A 13,914-nucleotide genomic window follows, 5' to 3' on the forward strand; every position below is an offset into this window, starting at 1 on the left:
ATTGCGCGGTTAAACTGCTTGAAACTCCTGAGCGCTAATTCACTCGTTGTTTTAATCACGGCCCGAACCCCAAGGGTCGTTTTTAATTGCGGTTAAATTGATTTCAACGTCGTTATTACTCTGCTCTTTCCGCTAGCACTTCTTTGAATGCAAACATGCCGTTTAATGCCGCGGGAAAACCTGCGTAGACGGACATCTGCAAAATGATCTCTTTAATCTCATCCTCGCTACAGCCTACATTCAGCGCTGCATTTAAGTGCACTTTTAGTTGCGGCGCGCAATTCCCCATTGCCGTTAGCGCGGCGACGGTTGCGATTTCTCTCGATTTTAGGTCTAAGCCCGGGCGAGCATAAATATCGCCAAACGGATACTCAATGGTGTACTGAGCTAAATCTGGACAAATATCTTGTAAGGTTTCGATGACATTATGACCAGCGTCGCCATCAATTTGAGAGAGTAGTTCTAATCCTTTGTTAAAGCGTGATTGTTCCATCGGTATGTTCCTAGTGAATAAACGTAAACACACCTTAATCGTTAGAGTTAACTCTAAGTCAACGAACTTTTCCGCTTTTATACAAGGCAATTTTTTCTTCTAGAGCCGATAAGTGCTTTTTCTGTTGCTCAATGTGGCGTTTGAGGTTTTCTTGGTGTTGTTCTAACAGGGCTTGACGTTGTGGTACAGATTGAGAGCCGACTTCCCTTAATTTGGCATACTCTAGAATCTCTTCAAGTGGCATTGCAGTTTCTTTTAAACGCTTAACAAAGCTTATCCAGTTTAGATCTTTCGAACTATACATTCGATGTCCACTCGCGTTTCTATGGACATGTTTAAGTAAACCGATTTTTTCATAGTATCGAAGTGTATGAGCAGATAGCCCGACGAGGTCAGAAAATTCTTTGATATTCATTATTATCCTCCAAGGTAGAGCATACCCCATAGAGATAAGCTAAGTTTCGCATTTTGAAGTCATTTCGGGACAGATACAAACAGAAATCTTTAGTCTTTTAACGCTAGGTATGGTGATTTACTGGATTTTTGAAACGCGCCAAACGTGATCCATCTGCCAGTTTCGTTTTATTAACAATTGATTACTCAACGGGTTGGCTTGGCTATTTTTATCCTTTGGGCCTATTTTAGGGCGTACATAGGTCTTATGTTCTATCTTTTTAAATTTAAGTTTTTGTTAATCAAAACAATGCCTTAGTTTTGTGTTGGTCTGTTCGGGTTGTATGTCGTGTGCCCGTTATTCACTCAGAACGATTTATCGCTGTGCAATGGATGAGTCGCTACGCCTTCGATTTCAGCCTTGAGTTAGTGCTAAAAGGGTGAGTGCCTCTGATGAATAGCTTTTATAATTTCGATTATTGAATTCACTCACAAAAAAATGCAAACAAGTAATCGTGAGTGGAAACGAGCAGGAGAACAACATGAGTGGCTCACAGGAAACACAATCATTCGGTGCAAACGTTATCTTACATGCGTTTGATTGGAAGTATGCTGACATTGCCCAACGAGCAAAAGAAATCCGCGAGCTTGGTTATGGCTCTGTGTTGGTTTCGCCACCAATGAAAAGCGCACACGATGAGCGCTGGTGGCAGCGTTATCAACCACAAGATTATCGTGTTATCGATAATGCTTTGGGTGATACCAAAGATTTTATTCATATGGTTCGTGAACTGGAGCAAGTTGGTGTGTGGGTTTATGCCGACGTAGTGTTTAACCATATGGCAAATGAGGCCCACCTTCGCAGAGACCTTCAGTACCCAAGACAAGAGGTCTTGGAGGAATACCAGAACAACAAACAGAAATATCAGTCGCTAGCGTTGTTTGGCGATCTATCTCAACCACTTTTTGATGAAGAGGACTTTGTTGAAGCATTCGGCATCAAAGACTGGAAAGATAAGTGGCAGGTTCAAAACGGACGTATCACAGGTGGACCAACCGATCCTGGCTTGCCAACTCTTCGTGTTTGTGACCATGTCGTTGAGCAGCAGCGAGCGTACCTAAAGGCGCTGAAAGCTATTGGTGTGAAAGGTTTTCGTATTGACGCTGCGAAACACATGACGTTAGAGCATCTTAAGCGTGTTTGGACAGACGACATCACGCGGGATGTGCATATATTTGGTGAAATTATTACCGATGGCGGTGCGACGGAAGAAGAGTATCAGCTGTTTCTTGAGCCGTATCTACAGGAAACTCGCCTAGGTGCGTACGATTTCCCTTTGTTCTCAACCATGTTTAAGGCGTTTGCTAAAAAGGGTAGCTTCAAGTCTCTGATTGATCCCTATTGTTTTGGTCAGGCTCTGTCCCCCGGCCGTGCGATTACATTTGCTATCACACATGATATTCCTAACAATGATGTCTTTCTTGATCTCATCATGGACGAGGAAAACGAATGGTTAGCTTATGCCTATATTCTAGGCCGAGATGGTGGTGTGCCGTTGATTTATACCGACTTAAACACCAGCGGTATTAAAGGTAAAAATGGTCAGCCAAGATGGCAGGGTGCATGGAGCGATCCGAGAATGGCAAAAATGATCCAGTTCCATAATATGACGCATGGCGAGCCGATGAGTGTTCTTGAAGGTAACGATGACATGCTCGTACTTAAGCGAGGTGACAAAGGCATTGTGGTGCTTAATAAATCACAGCGTCAACAGTCTTTGACATTAAAAATCGATGGTAATTGGGTTGATTTGATGACAGAACAAATCATTCCAAGTGACGGTAAGTTAATCGTACCATCTAAGTCGTCGATGTTACTCGTCGCGAACTAGAAGATGTACACACCGAGGTTAGCAACTTCGGTGTGTATGTTTATCATCGTCATTCACGTTCTGCTGAAATTCAATATAAACTCAAACTCTCTCGTTTTTGCTAGAAATTTATGAGCACTCGTTAACGCAACATTCTGCTTTTAAAAAACCAATTACGTCATCTAAGCACTGATATTCTGCGACACAAAAAAGGGTTCTACCCTCGCGGCGCTGGGTGAGAAGACCAGCTGAAGCAAGGCTCGAGATATGATGAGAGAGAGTGGATGCTGGAATGCCAAGCTTTTCTTGTACGCCGCCTACCGCGATACCTTTGTATCCCGCTTTGACGACTTCTTTGTAAATACTTAAACGAGTCGGATGCCCTAACTCTTTTAGTGCTTTAGCAACGGCTTCAAGCTCCATACTGACCTCTAAAGAATGACCACAGTAATTTTATTTCGATAATAGGGAAAGTCTCGGTAAATGCCAACTATTACGATCTCAGAACAATTTAAATCAGATGAGATTCATGCTGGCTCATGCCTTCATGACAACAATTGTCTGTTCTAATGAGACAGATCAATCTTCATTATTATTTCACGCCACGTTCAAAATCCCTCGTCTACACTCAATGTTGAGTTGTCAGTTGGCAGACCAAGGAGGCGGCCATGATTGCGGTTCATAGAGATTATTGTTTGTCTAACAGTTCGGAGTTACATGCCCACGTTAAAGTCAATCCTGTCGGTAAATTAGAAGTTGAGATTGTTGAACTTCAAGAGCGCCACACCACAGAGTTTGATGATTTGTCTTTTGAGAGTCGTGGGTGTGAAACTCGAATCTGTGGTAAAGAAGACACAACTCCGTGGCAGTTCAATCTTGCAGTTACTGATGCGTTAGAGCTTTCTCATTTAGTGGAAGAAGCAAACGAAGAGTATGAGATTTTAATGAATGATCTTATGTAATATCGAGAAGATCATTTTATCCTGCACGGCGTGTGGCTCTGTACTGAAAAAATAAAAACCTCCCAAGCGGGAGGTTTTTAATATGGAGTGCGTTATCGTTGGATAGGCTCTTCTCGTGGTGGTGTTAGCTCTTGGACGTTATCTTCATTAAAGTCATCGGCGTAACCTTTAGGTGGCGGTGTCCAACCTCGTTCTGACCGCGATAGTTTGTCATGACGATCTTTTTGCATCTCTTCCGCCATTTTCTCCTCTAACTGAATAAACAGTTGTCGGAAATTGTTGTCATAGCGTTCACCTTCAGAATCATCCTCCCAAGCTTTGTAGAGTATTTCTGACTTACGTGCTTCAACACGCTTATATGTCGCCTTCTGTTGTTCAACAAAGAAGGGGTGAATGCCAAGGGCTTTCATTGTGTGACCGCCCATCTCCAATGCAGAATGGTAGGTCTCTGATTCAATAATATCAGCTCCCGCTTGACGCAAAAGATAGCCATGTCCACGGTCAAAGGCACGTGCAATCACTGTTACTTTTGGGTACGTGTGCTTAACGTACTTCACCAGTTCTACACTCGATTCTTGGTTATCAATCGCCACAACCAACGCAGCGGCGTGCTCAATGCCGGCTGTATGTAGCATATCTGGTCGAGTCGCGTCGCCAAAATAGGCGCGAGTGCCAATCTGGCGCATGTTATCGACTTGGTCAGATTGATGGTCAAGTACCACGGTAGTCACGCCGTTTGATACCAATAGGCGATTCACTATTTGTCCAAAGCGGCCGATGCCGGCGATGATCACCGTGCCTGTTTCCTCAATCGTATCGCTTTCGCGTTCATTTGACTGGCTTTCAAAGCGCGGCAGAATCACTCTATCAAACAGAATAAACAAACCTGGTGTCAGGAACATCGAAATCGCAACCACTAACGCAAGAGTTTGTGAGAGTTCAAATGGGATGACGTGGTTTTGCACTGAAAAGCTTAGAAGCACAAAGCCGAATTCACCTGCTTGAGCCAAGCTTAGGGTAAACAGCCAGCGGTTGCTGCCTTTCACCCTAAATATCAGTGCAAGAATAAACAGCACCAAGGCTTTCAAAACCATCACGCCAATGGTCAATGCCATGACCAACCAGAAATCACCAAAAAGGACCGAGAAGTTGATCCCTGCGCCAACGGTAATAAAGAACAGACCTAACAATAGGCCTTTAAATGGTTCGATATTGGATTCTAACTCGTGGCGGAATTCACTGTTCGCCAATACAACGCCAGCCAAGAAGGTTCCTAAGGCAGGAGATAAGCCCACTAAGCTCATCAGCGCAGCGATACCAATGACCAGCATGAGTGCAGTTGCGGTAAAGATTTCTCGCAAACCAGAGCTAGCCACATAATTGAGCAGAGGTCGACTTAAAAAGTGTCCACCAACGACGACGATTGCAATCGATGCTGTGATTACGATGCCGTATGCCCAGCCAGGCAACCCCGCAACGAGGCTTAATTCTTCATGGTGCGCTGCGGCTGCTTGAGCCGCGGACTGTGCCTGTTCAATTAATTCAGGTAAGGCCAATAGAGGAATGAACGCCAACATTGGTATCACTGCAATATCTTGAAAAAGCAACACGGAGAAAGCGTTTTGTCCACCTTCCGTCTTCGTTAATCCTTTTTCGCTAAAAGTTTGCAAAACAATCGCAGTAGAAGAGAGGGCGAAGATCAAACCTATGGCTAAGGCTATGGTCCAAGGCTGGTCAAAGTACAAGGCAATACCCATAATCGCTGCGACGGTACCGCCGACTTGCAGACCTCCTAAGCCCATTAAGCGATTGCGCATCGCCCACAACATTTTGGGTTCGAGCTCTAAGCCAACGAGAAACAGCATCATCACCACGCCAAACTCGGCAAAGTGCTGGATTGTTGTTGTTTCTTCACCGACTAAACCGATAATTGGGCCAATGACCACACCTGCGATGAGATAGCCTAAAACGGACCCAAGTCCCAAACGCTTAGCAAGTGGGACTGCAATTACAGCAGCAATCAAATATACGAAGGCTTGTAAGAATATTCCTGTCATGAAGCCTCCTTAATGAGCTCTGGCAATGCGCTGTTAAGCTTGATTAATGACGCCGCAGCTTCAACATCCAACCTATCTTCGACTAAAGCTGTTAGCAGGCTCTTGTACCGCTCAACATGACGAGGGATTCGCCCTTCTTCATCTGCTGTACGTGCACCAAACATCGCGAGAGGGGCAATGTAGTTCATGCCTGTCAGCGCGGACATTTGTTCAATAGGCGCAAGCAGTTGACGAATCGTAAAGTGGTTGTAGCCCTCTGCCTTATAAGCTTCTTCTTTACCCCCTGCAGACAGCACACAAAGCATGGTCTTGCCTTGCAGTGCTGTGCCATCTGTACCGTAAGCAAAGCCATATTCCAAAACCAGATCTTGCCACTCTTTTAAAATCGCAGGCGTTGAATACCAATATAGTGGGAATTGGAAAATCACCACGTCATGTTCACGTAAGCGTTGCTGCTCACGGTCGATATTAATATCGAAACGAGGGTATTCGCCATAGAGATCAACACATGTCACGCCTTCAATTTTTTGAGCTTCTTTGAAAAGTGGAGTATTCACTTCTGAACGATGCTGGGAAGGATGAGCAAAGAGAATGAGTACTTTTTTATTTGCCATAGGGATCCTTGCTATCTAAGTAACCATGCCCAGTAGGAGCGCGGGTTGGTTAGAAAATGTAACTCATAAATGATCGCCAAGCTAGTTTGGAAAACTGTTTAAGCTGTTTCAATATCAATAAAAAACCACCAAATAAATTGGTGGTTTTGGGAAGCGTTACGTTTTACTAATCATGAATAGGGACGACTAGAATATCCACCGGTGACTTGTTAATTAAGTGTCTGGAGTAAGAAATAATCTTGCTCCAGAAATCTTGGTGGTGGCCACAAATCAGAAGATCCACTTCTTGCTCTTTAATGGTGACCTCTAATTTATCAGCCAAGTCGCCAGTACCTACGAAGAAATGTTTAAGTGGGTAATCCATGTAATCACTAAATGTCTTTAAACATCCCATTGAATGCTCATTCAACGGCCTTTGATCCGGGTTTTCTTTAATGTCTACAAGCTCACGATAGATTTCTCCGTGCGTACCATCAATATGAATAAAGGAGATATCGGAGTCGAGATAGTTTGCCATTGATACCGCTCTGTCGATAAGCACGGTGCTTTCATCTGACAGTTCGAGTGCAACAAGGATATGTTTGTATTTCATAACCACGCCCTTATGTGGATTATCTTTACCCTAAGCATAGTATGGCTTGGATAAAAATTGTGTTGCTAAGATCTCGAAATTGTTCAAAGACTTGTTAAAAAGTTAATGTGATATAACAACTTACTGTGAAACTTTCTTTTTGTTCACATTTGGTTAGAAAGCTTGCTTTTTGAACAAAAAAGCGGCTACACTCTGCGCATCATTTCTCTAGGAGATTACGCCAACATGAAGAACTAAACCTGTCATCCATATTTTTACTTATTTTTTGGATCTGCAGGGTTAGTAGGCGTAGCTCACTTTCCGATATTTCTTTGCAACAAGACGACTTTTTGATTTGACGTATATCGTCGAGCTTTTCATAGAGCTTAATGCGTTTGTGCACGCGTTTTGTTGCAATTTCAAATCATAGCTACGGCTGTTGTCCCTGTCATACAGGAGGCAAATTATGCCAGTTTTACAAGCTTTTAATGTTAGCCATCAGTTTGATAATGGCGATACGCTATTCCAGTCTATTTCTTGTTCCATGACTAAACGACGTGTTGGTTTGGTTGGGCGCAATGGCATCGGCAAGTCGCTTTTGGCTTCCATTTTAGCGGGAGAAATTCAGCCTGCCAGCGGTGTTGTGACTGCTCCCTCTTCTTTCATGATGTATCGCCAGCAGCCGTCTGATCTGCTTTCAGGTCAGCAATCGATCGCCCAATTTCTAGGAACAGACTCGGCCTTACATGCTTTGAAGCAGATTGAACAAGGTGATGTTTCTGAGCATTGGTTCGAACTGGTTGGCGAACAGTGGGATATTGAACTGAAACTCAAACAGCAGCTTGCTGCGATGGGCTTGCCGCAAGACCCTGACTTCTCTTGTGCTCGGCTCAGTGGTGGTCAGTTGGCACGTTTGCAGTTATGGCAGTTGTTTGAAAACGAAACGGAGCTTTTGATTCTCGATGAACCATCCAATCACCTCGATACCGAGGCGAAACAATGGTTGATAGAGTCTATGACGCATTTCAGCGGTGCGATTTTACTCATCAGTCACGATCGTGAGCTGCTGCGAGAGATGGAGGAAATTTGGGAGCTATCGGGCCTAGGTTTACAGGCTTTTGGTGGAAATTACGATGTGTACGCCGAGAAAAAACGCACTGAACTGCAAGCGATCGAGAGGCAGTTAGCGCAAGTCGATAAACAGAAAAAACGGTTAGCCGAGCAAGCCCAGAAAAATCGCGAAAAAGCAGACCAACGCGCCGCGCAAGGGAACAAACTGCGCAAAGACGGCAGTCAGCCCAAAATTTTGCTTGATGGAAAAAAGGATAGTGCGACCGCCAGCGCCTCAAATCGCAATAAGAATGAGCAACTCAGACAAGCGCATTTACAAGCCAAAGAACAGGCGTTGCAATTGCGACATGAGCAACTCAAGGCGCAAAAGCTTTATCTTACAGATAATCCGAACCGTTCGCGAAAAGTATTGTCGATACAAGAAGGTATATTACCTTTTGGGAATTCTACACCTATCACGTTGCAGATTTTTGCGAACGACAAAGTCCATCTCAAAGGGAAAAATGGCTGCGGAAAATCAACCTTGTTAAAGACGTTGCTTGGCGAGTTATCGTTGCAGAGTGGTGAGCTGAAAGTGAATACGCCTTTGTATTATCTCGACCAACATTTTGGTGCAGTGAATCCAAATCTTTCGTTACTTGAGAACGTAATGGAGAGCTGCCAAGAGATGACGGAAAGTGAAGCGAGGACCTTATTGGCCGGGATCGGTTTTCGTCGAGATGCAGTGTTTCGATTGGGGCGCCTACTGAGCGGTGGCGAGAAGATGAAGCTCGCGATGCTGATAGTCAGCCACCAAAATTCTCAGCCTTTGCTGCTGCTTGATGAACCAGATAACCATCTCGACCTCGAGTCAAAAATAATGCTTAGTCAGGCGTTAAATACATACAAAGGTGGATTTGTTCTGATCAGTCACGACCAAGATTTCGCTTCTGAGTCTGGGGTTTTGCGCCAAATCGAGCTGACTTAGACGAAAGAGAGTAAACGCCATCGTAGCTCTTCAGTGTTGTTCCCAAGTTCTACACTTCCACTTACTGGTTTGTAGAACTGGCAGGAAATGAGGGAGTTAGGATGGCTTTCACAACTCGTTTAATGAAATTAGATTCATTTTGTCGATATATAGTAGAGTTCTGATGTATTGCACAAAAAGACAACAGAAAAATAAAAAAGAATTTCATGAAAAAGAACACCCTAGCACTCGCAACGGCTCTCGCACTCGGAAGTGTGTTGTCTGTGGCGCATGCAAATGAAGCGGCGCAGTCGTCGGTTGAACAGGTAACCCTGAAAGCCATCACGTACCCAACCACACAAAAAGTGAATGTTGTCGATGACTACTTTGGTACAAAAGTGAGTGATCCGTATCGTTGGTTGGAAGACGATCTCAGCCCAGAAACCGCAGAATGGGTGAAGGCACAAAATGCAGTGACGTTTGATTATCTGTCGAAAATCCCTTACCGCGAGCAGATTGAAGAACGCATCACTAAGCTCATGGACTACGAAAAGCAAAGCCAACCGTTCAAAGAGGGTAAGTTCACTTATTTCTATAAAAATGACGGGTTACAAAACCAAGATGTGCTTTATCGGCAGTTAGGTGATGGTGAAGCAGAAATTTTCCTCGATCCAAATACTTTTAGTGAGGATGGCACCACATCGTTAGCGGGAGTGAGCTTTTCACGAGACGGTTCTTTGGTCGCATACAGCATTTCGGAAGGCGGTAGCGATTGGCGCAAAGTCATTGTGTTAGACACAGAAACCAAAAAGCCCGTCGGTGAAACGCTGGTGGATATTAAGTTCAGCGGCATCAGTTGGCTCGGCAATCAAGGTTTCTATTACTCAAGTTATGACAAGCCACAGGGGAGCGCGAAGACAGATCAACACAAGCTCTACTTTCATAAACTTGGAACGAAGCAAAGTGAAGACCAGCTGATTTTCGGCGGCTTTGAGGAAGAGAAATACCGTTATGTTGGCGGCTATACGTCGGATGATGAACGCTACTTGTTTATCTCAGCCAGCGTATCGACATCGGGTAACAAACTGTTCTTTAAAGATCTGAGTAAGCCAAACAGCCCGCTTAAAACCATTTTCGATAACACCAGTTCTGATACTTGGGTGATAGATAACCAAGGCACGAAGCTGTACTTGGTTACGAACCTTAACGCGCCGAACAAACGCGTCGTGACGGTGGATGCGAGTCAGCCGCAGCCCAAAAACTGGAAAGATTTGATCCCTGAAACAAAGAATGTGTTACGCGTTTCTACCGCGGGTGGCAATTTGTTTGCGAGTTATATTGTTGATGCGATCTCGATGGTGAAGCAATACGACATGAACGGCAAACTCATCCGAGAAATCAAATTGCCTGATATTGGCAGCGCATACGGTTTCTCGGGTAAAAAAGATGAAACCGAAGTCTACTATTCTTTCACCAATTACAAGATGCCCAGCACTACGTATCGTCTGAACATCAAAGATGGTGATAGCGAGGTGTACTACAAATCTAAAGCGCCATTTGATCCAGCTTTGTATGACTCTCGCCAGGTGTTTTACACCTCAAAAGACGGAACAAAAGTGCCGATGATCATCACCTATAAAAAAGGGACACCGATGGACGGCAGTGCACCAACCATCCTATATGGTTATGGTGGTTTCAACATCAGCCTCACACCATCTTTTAACCCGACACGTGCGGCTTGGTTGGAGCTTGGTGGTGTCTACGCGGTAGCGAACATTCGTGGCGGTGGGGAGTATGGTAAAGAGTGGCACAACGCTGGCATTCAAATGCAAAAGCAAAATGTGTTTGATGACTTTATTGCTGCGGCTGAATTCCTAATTGATGAAGAGGTAACGTCATCAAACAAGTTAGCCATTAACGGTGGTTCGAATGGTGGCTTGTTAGTAGGGGCCGTTATGACGCAACGTCCAGAGCTGTTTAAAGTGGCGCTGCCAGCAGTCGGCGTATTGGATATGCTGCGTTACCATACTTTTACCGCAGGTGCTGGTTGGGCGTATGACTACGGCACGGCAGAGCAAAGTAAAGAGATGTTCCAATATCTGAAAAGTTATTCGCCGGTGCACAATGTAAAAGCAGGGGTGGAATACCCAGCAACATTGATTACAACCGGTGATCATGATGACCGTGTTGTTCCTGCTCACTCATACAAATTTGCAGCTGAGTTGCAATCGAAGCAAGCGGGTTCAAATCCGATCTTAATTCGCATCGAAACCAATGCAGGACATGGTGCAGGCACACCAACGCGTAAAATAATTGAGACAAATGCAGATATTTATAGTTTTGCACTGTTCAATATGGGAATAGAGAAACTGCAATAGTGCGAATTGTTTGCGTTTTAGTTATCGAAACGCATCGGCGCTTTATCGCTCGATAATAAAAGGGAATCACAGAGAGTGACTCCCTTTTTATTTATTATAGGCCTACTATTCTAATCTGATGCTAGGCTAATCAAACTAAGGTTTTTTAAATTATTATAATGTTCTAATTAATCTGAAGAGTGTTGTACGATCGAAATGAAACATTGATCGCGATCACCTAAATCCATTGCACTCTCTATTTATATGGTAAAATTAATTAATCATTTGTTCTAATGATAATTGAATTTTCATAAGTTTTAATATTTCCTTCTTCATTGGTATTACCAAATTTCAAGTTATATAAGATATAAGTAGCGGTGATTGAACTTTTACGATGCTTTATTTTATTTTAATTAAAACGTCGAATGTTTCGTCATTATTGAATTTGCTTTGATAATTTATGTTATCCAAAGCGAGTTGTGTTGCTTGCTATTTATGATGACCTCATGACGTGAATAATTTTATAATCATTAAAATGGATACAGTTTTATGAATTTAGTGAAACCGTCTGTTGCCATTATGGTTGCAGCCCTACAACTCGCGTCTTCTGCCTATGCGCAGACAAACAATAACGAAGAACTACAAGATATGTCTGACCCACTTGCGGTATACACCCAAGCGGGCTTTGGTATTACTGATAAAGGCGCGAACATCAAAATCGGTCAAACTTATCAATCTAGCCAGCCTGGTACCATGGCGATGAACATCATTGAAATGAAAGGCATTGGTGGTGAGCTATTTGGCATTCGCGACAATGACGATCCAATATATGCCAACGTTGATGACAGCATTGACTCTTTCAGACTACGTAATTTCCAAGTAGAAGTCGCAAAAGGTCTAGGCCGTCAATTAGATGTAAACTACGACGTTGATAACGATAAATTAGATGCATCTTATAGCTTTATTCAAGGTCTACCTAAGTTTGGTATGTTGCAGCTATTTCCTTTAGCTGGTGCGGGTGTCACTATTGCTAATGATTTTGGTGGTGATGACAAAGGTTATGAAATTCCAGGTACTTTCACTGTTGTGGGTATGTACTCAAAAATTGAATTAACCGATAAAATCTGGATTAACTACAACCCAATGTATATGCATACGTTGTCAGGGTCTAGTCAATATAAAGATACTTATTACGCGGGTGAAGATAATATCTTGACTCATGAGTTTGCGTTGTCTTATCAAATTAATCCTCGCGCAAATATTCGTTACTTTGCAAACTGGAATGAGCACGTTAATTTCGGTGATGGTGATCACCGTATCGAATTTAACTACCAATTCTAACTCCCTCGTTTATTTCCAGAATAGAAAGTGTGTTTATCCATATATTTAAATATTTAGGCTAGGGCACTTTCTAAATAAAGTAGGTTTATCATGAAAGCCAAATATAAATTTGCGTTGGTATCTATTGCTATATCTTCTGCATTACTATCAGGATGCAAAACTGGCGATATCGCAACGAAAACAGCCCAAGCACCCTCTGTTGAAACCGTTACCCTAACCGAAACAAAAATCACTCCTTATCATACTTTTATCGGTCGAACTGAAGCGGTAAATGACGTTGATATTATGCCGCGAGTCGGTGGCGAATTAACCGCGATTCATTTTAAAGATGGCGATATGGTCGAAAAAGGCCAATTGTTGTTTGAAATCGACGACCGTCCTTACAAAGCGGCACTGGCGTATGCAAAAGCGTCGTTGCAAAAAGCAAAAGCACAACTCGTTCAAACTACGCGTGATGCAGAACGTGTGAAGAAACTCATCAAAGATAAAAGCATCAGTGAGCAGCAATACGATGACGCCATTGCTGCGCACGCCGCAGCGATTGCTTCGGTAGAAGAGGCGAAAGCGACGCTGGTTTCAGCAAGGCTCGATCTTGAATTTAGCTCTGTGCGCGCTCCTTTCTCTGGCCGCGTGGGTTTCAGCAACTTCCGAGTGGGTGACCGTATTTCGAAAATTCAAATCGTTCCTCTTGTTTCGATCACTCAAGTAGACCCAATTCGCTTTGGCTTTGATGTGGATGAGAAGCTCTACCGCCGAGTAAGAAGTGCCATTGATGTGGCTCATCGTAACGATGACAAACTGGATGTTGATTTAACACTGACGCTTTCAGACGGTTCATTGTATCCGCTTGATGGCAAGATCTACGCCGTTGGCAATAAGATCGATTTAGAAACAGGCTCAATTCGAGCAGAAGCACAATTCGATAATCCAACTTACGCGCTTATGCCGGGTGAATATGGCAACTTGACCATCAAGCTGCGCAACAAAACCATTGATGGTTTGCTTATCCCATCGGCGGCTGTTCAACAAGACCAAGCGGGTGACTACGTCATGGTGGTTGGTGATGATCACGTGGTGTCTCGTCGTAACGTTGAACTCGGTCAGACCTACGGTGTGAAACGTGCTGTGCTGACTGGTTTGGCGGCTAACGAAAAAGTCATCGTCCATGGTCTACAAAAAGTGCGTCCGGGTGCAACGGTGAAAGACGTTGAGCTACAGAGTGAACAAGGCTGAGTGAG

The 13,914-nt window shown here is 43.7% G+C and carries 12 protein-coding genes; 6 read left to right on the plus strand and 6 right to left on the minus strand.

All coding sequences use genetic code 11. From position 1 onward, the window contains the following. Positions 1-115: 115 nt before the first annotated feature. A complete protein-coding gene (locus IQP38_RS01015; RefSeq protein WP_005375385.1) occupies positions 116-493 on the minus strand; it encodes a carboxymuconolactone decarboxylase family protein in 378 nt (125 codons plus the stop codon). Between the two features lie 58 nt (positions 494-551). Further along, on the minus strand, positions 552-908 hold the full coding sequence (locus IQP38_RS01020; RefSeq protein WP_005375386.1) for a MerR family transcriptional regulator: 357 nt from the start codon (positions 906-908) through the stop codon (positions 552-554). A 520-nt stretch (positions 909-1,428) separates the two neighbouring features. On the opposite strand from IQP38_RS01020, the gene IQP38_RS01025 reads away from it, so the two are divergent. Further along, on the plus strand, positions 1,429-2,778 hold the full coding sequence (locus IQP38_RS01025) for an alpha-amylase family protein (protein ID WP_193837199.1): 1,350 nt from the start codon (positions 1,429-1,431) through the stop codon (positions 2,776-2,778). 108 nt (positions 2,779-2,886) lie between these two features. Here the strand turns inward: IQP38_RS01025 and IQP38_RS01030 are convergent, their stop codons facing one another. Then, positions 2,887-3,180, minus strand: a complete 294-nt coding sequence (locus IQP38_RS01030; RefSeq protein WP_005375388.1) for an ArsR/SmtB family transcription factor — start codon at positions 3,178-3,180, stop codon at positions 2,887-2,889. Positions 3,181-3,425: 245 nt separating this feature from the next. Between IQP38_RS01030 and IQP38_RS01035 the strand changes: the two genes are divergently transcribed. After that, on the plus strand, positions 3,426-3,719 hold the full coding sequence (locus IQP38_RS01035; protein WP_005375389.1) for a hypothetical protein: 294 nt from the start codon (positions 3,426-3,428) through the stop codon (positions 3,717-3,719). A 92-nt stretch (positions 3,720-3,811) separates the two neighbouring features. Here IQP38_RS01035 and IQP38_RS01040 read toward each other — a convergent pair whose 3' ends face one another. The 3 genes from IQP38_RS01040 to IQP38_RS01050 form a co-directional block, all read right to left on the minus strand. Next, positions 3,812-5,776 carry a monovalent cation:proton antiporter-2 (CPA2) family protein gene (locus tag IQP38_RS01040; RefSeq protein WP_193837200.1) on the minus strand — a complete coding sequence of 655 codons (1,965 nt, stop codon included), beginning with the start codon at positions 5,774-5,776 and terminating at the stop codon, positions 3,812-3,814. Then, positions 5,773-6,390 carry an NAD(P)H-dependent oxidoreductase gene (locus tag IQP38_RS01045; RefSeq protein WP_005375391.1) on the minus strand — a complete coding sequence of 206 codons (618 nt, stop codon included), beginning with the start codon at positions 6,388-6,390 and terminating at the stop codon, positions 5,773-5,775. Before IQP38_RS01045 ends, IQP38_RS01040 begins: the two co-directional genes overlap by 4 nt. 166 nt (positions 6,391-6,556) lie before the next feature. Next, entirely contained in the window at positions 6,557-6,982 is a 426-nt protein-coding gene (locus tag IQP38_RS01050; protein ID WP_104976479.1) for a universal stress protein, read from the minus strand. Between the two features lie 445 nt (positions 6,983-7,427). Between IQP38_RS01050 and IQP38_RS01055 the strand changes: the two genes are divergently transcribed. The 4 genes from IQP38_RS01055 to vmeP all read left to right on the plus strand — a co-directional run bounded on the left by IQP38_RS01055 (position 7,428) and on the right by vmeP (position 13,909). Beyond that, the gene (locus IQP38_RS01055) at positions 7,428-8,999 is read left to right on the plus strand and encodes an ABC-F family ATP-binding cassette domain-containing protein (RefSeq protein ID WP_193837201.1); all 1,572 of its coding nucleotides are present in this window, start codon (positions 7,428-7,430) and stop codon (positions 8,997-8,999) included. Positions 9,000-9,205: 206 nt separating this feature from the next. Then, positions 9,206-11,356 carry a prolyl oligopeptidase family serine peptidase gene (locus IQP38_RS01060; RefSeq protein WP_193837202.1) on the plus strand — a complete coding sequence of 717 codons (2,151 nt, stop codon included), beginning with the start codon at positions 9,206-9,208 and terminating at the stop codon, positions 11,354-11,356. Positions 11,357-11,884: 528 nt separating this feature from the next. Next, complete coding sequence (locus IQP38_RS01065; protein WP_193837203.1) at positions 11,885-12,676, plus strand: hypothetical protein; 792 nt, start codon at positions 11,885-11,887, stop codon at positions 12,674-12,676. 90 nt (positions 12,677-12,766) lie between these two features. Further along, positions 12,767-13,909 (plus strand): efflux RND transporter periplasmic adaptor subunit VmeP, encoded by a 1,143-nt coding sequence (gene vmeP / locus IQP38_RS01070; protein ID WP_053303798.1) that lies wholly within the window; start codon positions 12,767-12,769, stop codon positions 13,907-13,909. Positions 13,910-13,914 lie beyond the last annotated feature (5 nt).

The organism is Vibrio sp. OPT41, from assembly GCF_015163595.1.
GTDB classification, from domain to species: Bacteria; Pseudomonadota; Gammaproteobacteria; order Enterobacterales; family Vibrionaceae; genus Vibrio; species Vibrio alginolyticus.

What these genes read in the sequence shown, in the direction of transcription:
- IQP38_RS01060 (WP_193837202.1), top strand. Translation starts at nt 9,206, where the DNA reads ATGAAAAAGAACACCCTAGCACTCGCAACGGCTCTCGCACTCGGAAGT.
- IQP38_RS01015 (WP_005375385.1), bottom strand. Translation starts at nt 493, where the DNA reads ATGGAACAATCACGCTTTAACAAAGGATTAGAACTACTCTCTCAAATT.
- IQP38_RS01030 (WP_005375388.1), bottom strand. Translation starts at nt 3,180, where the DNA reads ATGGAGCTTGAAGCCGTTGCTAAAGCACTAAAAGAGTTAGGGCATCCG.
- vmeP (WP_053303798.1), top strand. Translation starts at nt 12,767, where the DNA reads ATGAAAGCCAAATATAAATTTGCGTTGGTATCTATTGCTATATCTTCT.
- IQP38_RS01055 (WP_193837201.1), top strand. Translation starts at nt 7,428, where the DNA reads ATGCCAGTTTTACAAGCTTTTAATGTTAGCCATCAGTTTGATAATGGC.
- IQP38_RS01035 (WP_005375389.1), top strand. Translation starts at nt 3,426, where the DNA reads ATGATTGCGGTTCATAGAGATTATTGTTTGTCTAACAGTTCGGAGTTA.
- IQP38_RS01025 (WP_193837199.1), top strand. Translation starts at nt 1,429, where the DNA reads ATGAGTGGCTCACAGGAAACACAATCATTCGGTGCAAACGTTATCTTA.
- IQP38_RS01040 (WP_193837200.1), bottom strand. Translation starts at nt 5,776, where the DNA reads ATGACAGGAATATTCTTACAAGCCTTCGTATATTTGATTGCTGCTGTA.
- IQP38_RS01065 (WP_193837203.1), top strand. Translation starts at nt 11,885, where the DNA reads ATGAATTTAGTGAAACCGTCTGTTGCCATTATGGTTGCAGCCCTACAA.
- IQP38_RS01045 (WP_005375391.1), bottom strand. Translation starts at nt 6,390, where the DNA reads ATGGCAAATAAAAAAGTACTCATTCTCTTTGCTCATCCTTCCCAGCAT.
- IQP38_RS01050 (WP_104976479.1), bottom strand. Translation starts at nt 6,982, where the DNA reads ATGAAATACAAACATATCCTTGTTGCACTCGAACTGTCAGATGAAAGC.
- IQP38_RS01020 (WP_005375386.1), bottom strand. Translation starts at nt 908, where the DNA reads ATGAATATCAAAGAATTTTCTGACCTCGTCGGGCTATCTGCTCATACA.